The sequence below is a fragment of the Lentzea sp. genome, from assembly GCF_036380075.1.
Taxonomy (GTDB): domain Bacteria; phylum Actinomycetota; class Actinomycetes; order Mycobacteriales; family Pseudonocardiaceae; genus Lentzea.
Map to the genome: position 1 here is coordinate 19,574 of NZ_DASVFL010000074.1, position 7,807 is coordinate 27,380.

7 protein-coding genes are annotated in these 7,807 nt (G+C 70.7%); 5 read left to right on the forward strand and 2 right to left on the reverse strand.

Going from position 1 to position 7,807, the window contains the following annotated elements:
* Positions 1–118: 118 nt before the first annotated feature.
* A complete protein-coding gene (locus tag VF330_RS09845) occupies positions 119–889 on the reverse strand; it encodes a mechanosensitive ion channel family protein (protein WP_330851212.1) in 771 nt (256 codons plus the stop codon).
* 208 nt (positions 890–1,097) lie between these two features.
* Positions 1,098–2,654 carry an alpha/beta hydrolase gene (locus VF330_RS09850; RefSeq protein WP_330851213.1) on the reverse strand — a complete coding sequence of 519 codons (1,557 nt, stop codon included), beginning with the start codon at positions 2,652–2,654 and terminating at the stop codon, positions 1,098–1,100.
* A 120-nt stretch (positions 2,655–2,774) separates the two neighbouring features.
* Here VF330_RS09850 and VF330_RS09855 point away from each other — a divergent pair, with 120 nt between their 5' ends.
* From VF330_RS09855 to fabF, 5 genes are all read left to right on the forward strand, one after another.
* A complete protein-coding gene (locus VF330_RS09855; protein ID WP_330851214.1) occupies positions 2,775–3,974 on the forward strand; it encodes a PucR family transcriptional regulator in 1,200 nt (399 codons plus the stop codon).
* A 193-nt stretch (positions 3,975–4,167) separates the two neighbouring features.
* Entirely contained in the window at positions 4,168–5,097 is a 930-nt protein-coding gene (locus tag VF330_RS09860; protein WP_330851215.1) for an ACP S-malonyltransferase, read from the forward strand.
* Positions 5,094–6,071: a beta-ketoacyl-ACP synthase III gene (locus VF330_RS09865; RefSeq protein WP_330851216.1), complete on the forward strand. Its 978-nt coding sequence runs from the start codon at positions 5,094–5,096 to the stop codon at positions 6,069–6,071. Before VF330_RS09860 ends, VF330_RS09865 begins: the two co-directional genes overlap by 4 nt.
* 46 nt (positions 6,072–6,117) lie before the next feature.
* Entirely contained in the window at positions 6,118–6,354 is a 237-nt protein-coding gene (locus VF330_RS09870) for an acyl carrier protein (RefSeq protein ID WP_030465146.1), read from the forward strand.
* On the forward strand, positions 6,351–7,586 hold the full coding sequence (fabF, locus tag VF330_RS09875) for a beta-ketoacyl-ACP synthase II (RefSeq protein ID WP_330851217.1): 1,236 nt from the start codon (positions 6,351–6,353) through the stop codon (positions 7,584–7,586). Before VF330_RS09870 ends, fabF begins: the two co-directional genes overlap by 4 nt.
* The last annotated feature ends 221 nt before the right edge of the window (positions 7,587–7,807 follow it).

Genomic DNA, 7,807 nt, shown 5'->3' on the forward strand with positions numbered 1-7,807 from the left:
AGTTCGGGTGGAGACGAGACTCCGACCGCCCGGTGGACCGGAACTGGAGAAACCCCGGAACACGAGGAAGGGGCCCCGCGCGGCATGTTTGCGCGGGGCCCCTCCCTGGAAACGAGGACTACCTCTCGGACATCGGGGTGCCCGACGGAGGCGTCGGCATGTCGCTCATGCGACCGCCCACGCCGGACGGCATCTCCTGCGACGCGCGCGGCATCGGGGACTGGGCCTGGGCCTCGTCCTGCACGCGGGTCAGCCAGCCCTCCCAGCGCTGCTGCATGGGGCGGACCAGGCCGCCGCCCACGCCGATGATCACGACACCGGCGATGGTGGCGAGGACGGCGATCAGGACCGGCATGGTCACGGAGATCGCGATGCCCAGCTGGTTCAGCGCCGCGATGACGCCGAGCGCCATGACGAAGCCGTAGGTGATGTTGCCCAGCATCTTCGTGTACGAGCGCTGGCCCAGCGCGCCCATCACGAGACCCTTCAGCGCGGTGCCGATGGCCGACGCGACGATCACGAGCACCAGGGCGACGACGATGCGCGGCAGGTACGCGATGACCTCGTTGAGCAGCGTGCTGACCGGGTTGGAGGCGCCGAAGACGCCGAACGCCAGCTGCAGCGCGATCAGCAGCACGAAGTAGTAGACGATCTTGGCGATCAGCCCGGACGCGTCCATCGACGACTGGCGCATGGCGCCGTTCAGGCCCGAGCGGTCGACGAGCTTCTCGAAGCCGACGCGCTTGAGCAGGAACTGCACGCCCTTGGCGAGAGCCTTGGCGATGAACCAGCCGATGACCAGGACGAGCAGGAAGCCGAGCAGCTTCGGCACGAACGTGGCCACCATCGCCCACGCCTGGCCCAGGCCCTCGGTGATTTGCGAGCCCACGGGCCCTCCAATGAACAGAAGTTGCGGTGAGTGAAGATCCGACCGATTGATCGTTTCGCGGATGACACCGCTCCACAACTTCGACACTGCTACACGAAAGGGTGGCTGACGTGGATTTTTGCCATCGCGCAGTCCAGAGTGGAACCACCGGTGGGGACCGGGGAGAGGGAAGCGCCCGCCACGCTCCGTGGCGGGCGCTTCCACATTTCTACGGCTTTCCCGCGCTCAGCCCGCGGCCGTCGAGGTAGGTCCGGATCCTGTCCGGCGACAGCGCCGGCACCGCGCCGCCCTGCCCGTCCTGCGGCACGTCGGGCCGCGGGTCGCCCGCGCACTCGGTGCTGCTGCCCGGCAACGCCCCGTCGACCAGGTACCGGTTGACCTTGGCGTCGACGCACGCGTTGCCGTTGTAGAGCCCGTGCTTGCCCTCGTCGACGACGGTGATCAGGTTGTGCCCCAGCCGTTCCGCCATCGCCGGGCCGCCCGCGTACTGGGTCTGGGTGTCGCCCTCCGCCTGCACGACGACGCCGATCGGGTAGCCCTCGCGGGCGAGCCTCACCGGCGGCTCCGGCGGGGCGAACGAGCGGAACGTGCACGTCATCGGCGCGGCGCGGACGATGCCGAAGCCGTACGGGTAGCGCTCGCGGAACGTGCGCATGTCCTCGTAGTAGAGGTCGAGGTCGCTCGGCCAGTCCGACTCGCAGGTGACCGTGTCGAACACGCCGGACCGCAGCTCCTCAACACCGGTCCGCGCGAGCACCTGACCGGCCTCGGCGGCCTCGGTGTTCTCCGGCCCCTGCCCTGACCGCAGCTTCACCACGATCGACGCCAGGTCCGACCACAGCGGGCGGTAGCGGGCGCCCACGCCCAGCGCGCCGTCGAACGACGAGCGGCCGTACTCCCCGACCGGTGCCGCGTGCAGCTTCGCGGCCACCTTCTCGACCTCGGCCAGCACCTCGTCGCGGGACTTGCCCAGCCCGAACTTCTCGGCGCGCTCCGCCACCCAGGTCGCCCACGTCTCGACGTCGCGGCGGTAGGCGACGGCCTGCTGGCGGAACTGCTCGTGCCACACCCACTCCGGGTGCACGGCCGAGTCGAGCACGCTGCGGTCGAGCCGGTCGGGGAACAACGTCCCGTACACCGCGCCCAGGTACGTGCCGTAGGAGTAGCCCAGGTAGTTGATCTTCGCCTCGCCGAGCACCGCGCGCACGAGGTCCATGTCCCGCGCGGTGTTCGCGGTGCTGACGTAGCGCCGGATCCCGCCGCCCGACTTCTCGCAGGCCTGCTCGGCCTCGCGCGCCTCCGCCGCCCATCGGGCGAAGTCGCCGTCACCGGGCCGCGACTCCGGCTCGGCGAGCGCGGGGGTGACGCGGCAGTTCAGCGCCGTGGAGCCGCCGACGCCGCGCGGGTCGAAGCCGACGAGGTCGTAGACCTGCGCGACCTCGGCCTTGGCGAGGAACTGGGGCAAGCCGAGCCCGGAGCCGCCGGGCCCGCCGGGGTTGGTGAGCAGCACGCCGCGCCTGCGGTCGGGCGCCGCTGCCCTCTTGCGGCTGATGACCAGGTTGATCCGGTCGCCCGCCGGGGTCGTGTAGTCGAGCGGGGCGACGAGGGTGGCGCACTCCAGGTCGGCCAGCTTTCCGGTGCAGGGCACCCACCGCACCGGCTGGGCGTGGTACTCGGCGAGGGGGTCGGGAGGGTCGGCTGACGCCGTGACACCCGTGGCGGTGAGCACGACCACGCCCAGGACGAACCCGAGGAACCTGCGCAAGACCTACCTCCGTGCCGCACGAAAGACCATCGATCCCCGAAGGTATGGCCGTTCAAACCGCTTCATCGGTTGCGTCACCCGTACCGGTGATGTCCGTCCCCGTGGCTCTAAGCTGCGGATATGACCAGCAGCAAGGCCGAGGAGGAGCACCCGTCCGCGCTCTCCGCCCGCACGATGCGCAAGATCGAACGCGCGTCCGGCTCGCTCGCCACCGCCAGCGTGGCCGAGATGGAGCAGCGGCTGCCCTGGTTCGCGCGGATGCCCGCGGACCAGCGGGCGAGCGTGCTGCTGCTGATCCAGAACGGCGTCGCGGGCTTCGTCGAGTGGCTGCACGATCGGCAGCAGGCGATCCGGCTCACCGCGGAGGCGTTCCGCAGCGCCCCCAAGGACATCTCGCGCTGGGTGAGCCTGCGCCAGACCGTCGAGCTCGTCCGGATAGCGCTGGAGCTGTTCGAGGGCCAGCTGCCGGAGATGGCCGCGAACGACGCCGAGCGCGCGTTGCTGATGGAGGGCGTGCTGCGGTACGGGCGGGAGATCGCCTTCTCGGCGGCCACCTCGTACGCGGCGGCCGCCGAGGCCCGCGGCGCGTGGGACGCGCGGCTGGAGGCGCTGGTCGTCGACGGCATCGTGCGTGGCGACCCTGAGGAGTCGCTGCTGTCGCGCGGCGCCGCGCTGGGCTGGGACCCGGCGCTGGAGGCGACCGTGCTGGTCGGCAACCCCGGCGGCGAGGACCCGCCCGCGATCATCTACTCGGTGCGCAGCAAGGCCGCCCGCGCCGGCCGGCCGGTGCTGCTGTCCGTGCAGGGCTCGCGGCTGGTCGTCGTGCTCGGCGGGCCGACCGAGACCGGTGAGGACGTGCTGGGCCGCATCGCCGAGGGCTTCGGCGAGGGCCCGGTGGTGGCGGGACCGACCGTGGCGTCGCTCTCGGAGGCGCACCGCAGCGCCAGTGACGCGTTGAGCGGACTGCGCGCGGTGGTGGGCTGGCCGGCCGCGCCCCGGCCCGTCCGGTCGCTCGACCTGTTGCCGGAACGGGCGCTGGCGGGCGACCCGGAGGCGGAGTGGCAGCTCGTCGACAGGGTCGCCCGGCCGCTGGAGGACGCGGGCGGCGCGCTGTTGGAGACCGTCGACGCGTTCCTGGAGGTCGGGGGCGTGCTGGAGACGTGCGCGAAAAGACTGTTCGTGCACCCGAACACGGTCAGATATCGCCTTCGGCGCGTTCAGGAAATGACCGGAAGAAATGCACATGACGCTCGAGACGCACTTGTGCTTCGCGTCGCATTGTCCGTAGGACGCCTGGCGCGCTCCCGGGGCCTGTGGTAGCGATCGAGCTGTGACGGACTTCGCACACATCCGTTGGAGTGAGGACCAAACGACCCGCCACACCACTGACCTGCGCAGACTCCGAAGCAGATGCGCCGCGAAGACGCTTTTGTAGGGTCTCTACAAATACGATCGCCGTACTTGGTTCCCCGCGACATGGGGTACCGGCGGGTTCACCGGCTTTAGTAATCGCGTGATCGCACTCCTCGCGCCCGGACAAGGGTCCCAGACGCCCGGCATGCTCACCCCCTGGCTCGAACTGGAGGGGGCGGAGAAGCAGGTGCGCACGTGGTCGGAGATCACGGGGCTCGACCTCGTGCGTCTCGGCACCACGGCGGAGGCCGACGAGATCGTCGACACCGCGATCACCCAGCCACTGGTCGTGGCCCTCGCACTGCTGGCGTTCGGCGAGCTGCGCCGCCGCGTCGAGCTGCCCGCCGACGTCGTCGTCGCGGGCCACTCCGTCGGCGAGCTGGCGGCGGCGTCGATCGCCGGTGTCATCAGCGCCGACGACGCGGTCGCCCTGGCCGGCGTGCGCGGTGCCGCGATGGCGCGGGCGTGCGCGCTCGAACCGACCGGCATGGCCGCCGTGCTCGGCGGCGACGAGCAGGAGGTGCTGGCGCGCCTCGAGGAGCTCGGTCTCGTGCCCGCCAACCGCAACGGCGCCGGCCAGATCGTGGCGGCGGGCCCGCGTCCCGCACTCGACGAGCTCGCGGAGAACCCGCCCGGAACGGCGAAGGTCCGCAAGCTCGCCGTCGCGGGCGCGTTCCACACCAAGTACATGGCGCCCGCCGAAGACGCGGTGCGCGCGCGTGCCGCCGAAGTCGCCACGCAGGACCCGTCGCTGCCGCTGCTGTCCAACAAGGACGGTCAGGCCGTGACCGACGGCGCCGAGGTGCTGAGCCGCCTGGTCTCCCAGGTCACCAGCCCCGTCCGCTGGGACGTCTGCCAGGCGACCCTCGTCGAGAAGGGCATCACCGGCTCGGTCGAGCTGCCGCCCGCCGGCGCTCTCACGGGTCTGGCCAAGCGTGCGATGAAGGGCACCGCCACCCTCGCCCTGAAGACCCCCGACCAGCTCGAGAAGGTCGCGGAGCTCTTCGACACCGTTGGAGCAGACAAGTGACGACCTTCCAGGCCCCGCAGGCCCCTGCGGGTAGCCGCATCCTCGGTCTCGGCAGCTACCAGCCCGAGACCGTGGTGAGCAACCACGACCTCGCCGCGCGCATGGACACCTCGGACGAGTGGATCCGCGAGCGCGTCGGCATCGTCAACAGGCGCGTCGCCGCCAAGGACGAGGGCGTCGTGGACATGGCCGTCACGGCCGGCACGAAGGCGATCGAGGACGCGGGTCTCACGCCCGCCGACATCGGCGGCGTGATCGTGGCGACCTGCACCATGCCGTCGACCATCCCGAACGCCGCCGCGCAGGTCGCGACGAAGCTCGGCATCCAGGCCGCCGCCGCGTTCGACCTCAACGCCGCGTGCGCGGGCTTCTGCTACGCCGTCGCGACCGCCTCGGACATCGTCCGCGCGGGCACGGTCCGCAACGTCCTCGTCATCGGCGCCGAGAAGCTCACCGACTGGACCCACCAGGACGACCGCTCGACCGCGATCATCTTCGCGGACGGCGCGGGTGCCGTCGTGGTCGGTGCCGGCGACACGAACGAGATCGGCCCCGTCGCGTGGGGCTCGGACGGCTCGATGTCCGAGGTCATCCGCATCGACGACCGCGACTCGTTCATCCACCAGGAGGGCCAGGCGGTCTTCCGGTGGGCGACGACCCAGGTCGCGCCGGTCGCGATCCGTGCCGCCGAGCTCGCGGGTGTCGCACTGTCCGACGTGGACGTGTTCGCCCCGCACCAGGCGAACCTCAGGATCATCGAAGCGATCGCGAAGCGCCTGCGCAAGAATGGTGCGCGCGAGGACCTGAAGGTCGCTCGAGACATCGTCGAATCCGGCAACACCTCCTCGGCCTCGATCCCCATGGCGCTCGACCACATGCGGTCCGCGGGCGAGATCTCCTCAGGAGACGTGGTGCTGATGGTCGGTTTCGGCGCGGGCCTGTCCTACGCGGGACAGGTCGTCCGGTGCCCGTGAGCACCACCCCGAGTTTTTCCACCGTTCCAACCGAAAGGGAACTTCAGTGAGCGACAACGTCCTGTCCGGTCTTGCCGAGATCGTCGAAGAGGTCGCCGGCGTTGCCGCCGACGACGTCACCGCTGAGAAGTCCTTCGTGGACGACCTCGACATCGACTCGCTGTCGATGGTCGAGATCGCCGTCCAGGCCGAGGACAAGTTCGGCGTGAAGATCCCGGACGACGAGCTGGCCAACCTCAAGACCGTTGGTGACGCGGTGAACTACATCACCAGCAACAAGTGAGTTCCGGCATCGAGGTCGTCATCACCGGGCTGGGTGCCACCACCCCGCTCGGCGGCGACGTCACGTCGACCTGGGACGCGCTCCTGGCCGGCAAGTCGGGCGTCAGCCCGATGACCCACGAGTGGGTCGAGAAGTACGACCTGCCGGTCAAGATCGCCTCTCAGCTCGTCGTCGACCCGACCGAGGTGCTGCCCCGAGTGGAGGCCCGGCGCCTCGACCGCTCCGAGCAGGTCGCCATCGTGGCGTCCCGCCAGGCGTGGGCCGACGCCGGCCACGACGACGACACCGTCGACCGCCAGCGCCTCGCCGTCATCATCGGCACGGGCATCGGCGGCGCGATCACCCTCCTGACCCAGGACGACCTCCTGGAGCAGCAGGGCCTGCGCAAGGTGTCGCCGCTGACCGTCCCGATGCTGATGCCGAACGGCCCCGCGGCCCACGTGGGCCTGGAGCTGAAGGCCCAGGCAGGCGTCCACGCCCCGGTCTCCGCCTGCGCGTCAGGCGCGGAGGCCATCGCGTGGGCCTACCGCATGATCAAGTCCGGCGAAGCCGACGTGGTCGTGGCGGGCGGCGCGGAAGCGTGCATCACGGCGATCCCGGTGGCGGGCTTCTCGCAGGCCCGCACGATGAGCACCCGCAACGACGAGCCGGAGAAGGCCTCACGCCCGTTCGACACGGGCCGCGACGGCTTCGTGCTCGGCGAGGGCGCGGGCGTCATGGTCCTGGAGCGCCGCGAGTTCGCGGAGGCCCGCGGAGCCAAGATCTACGGCCGCCTGGCGGGCATCGGCACCAGTGCCGACGGCTACCACATCACCGCCCCGGACCCCGAGGGCGTGGGCCAGTCGCGAGCGATCGCGGCCTCCCTGCGCTCGGGCGGCATCGACCCGTCCGACGTGGGCCACGTGAACTGCCACGCCACCTCGACCCCGGTGGGCGACGTGGCGGAAACGGTGGCGATCCGCAAGGCGATCGGCGACCACCCGGTCCTGACCGCCCCGAAGGGCGCCCTCGGCCACCTGCTGGGCGCGGCAGGCGCGGTGGAAGCCATCGTCACGGTCCTCTCGATCCGCGACGGCATCGTTCCCCAGACCCTCAACCTGGAGAACCTGGACCCGGCCGTCACGCTGGACGTGGTGGCAGGCGAACCCCGCAAGATCAAGCTGGACGCCGCGGTGAACGACTCGTTCGGCTTCGGCGGCCACAACGTGGCCCTGGCCTTCACCCCGGCCTAGCACCACGAAGTCCAAAGCCCCGGCCCACCAGGACCGGGGCTTTGTGCTGTGCGGGACGCGGGGTGGGCCCTCACCTCCACGCAATGCCGAAGGCGAGCCGAAGCGAAGGCGAAGCCGAGCAGTCTTGGCTTGTGCTCTTGGCTTTGGCTCTTGGCTTTTTCCATGCCTGGCAGGTGGGGTGGTCCCGTCACGAGCAGTGCTCACGCGTTTGCCGCGCCCGA

Coding starts and splice junctions, on each gene's coding strand:
- VF330_RS09855 (WP_330851214.1), top strand. CDS start 2,775: ATGACCAGCAGCAAGGCCGAGGAGGAGCACCCGTCCGCGCTCTCCGCC.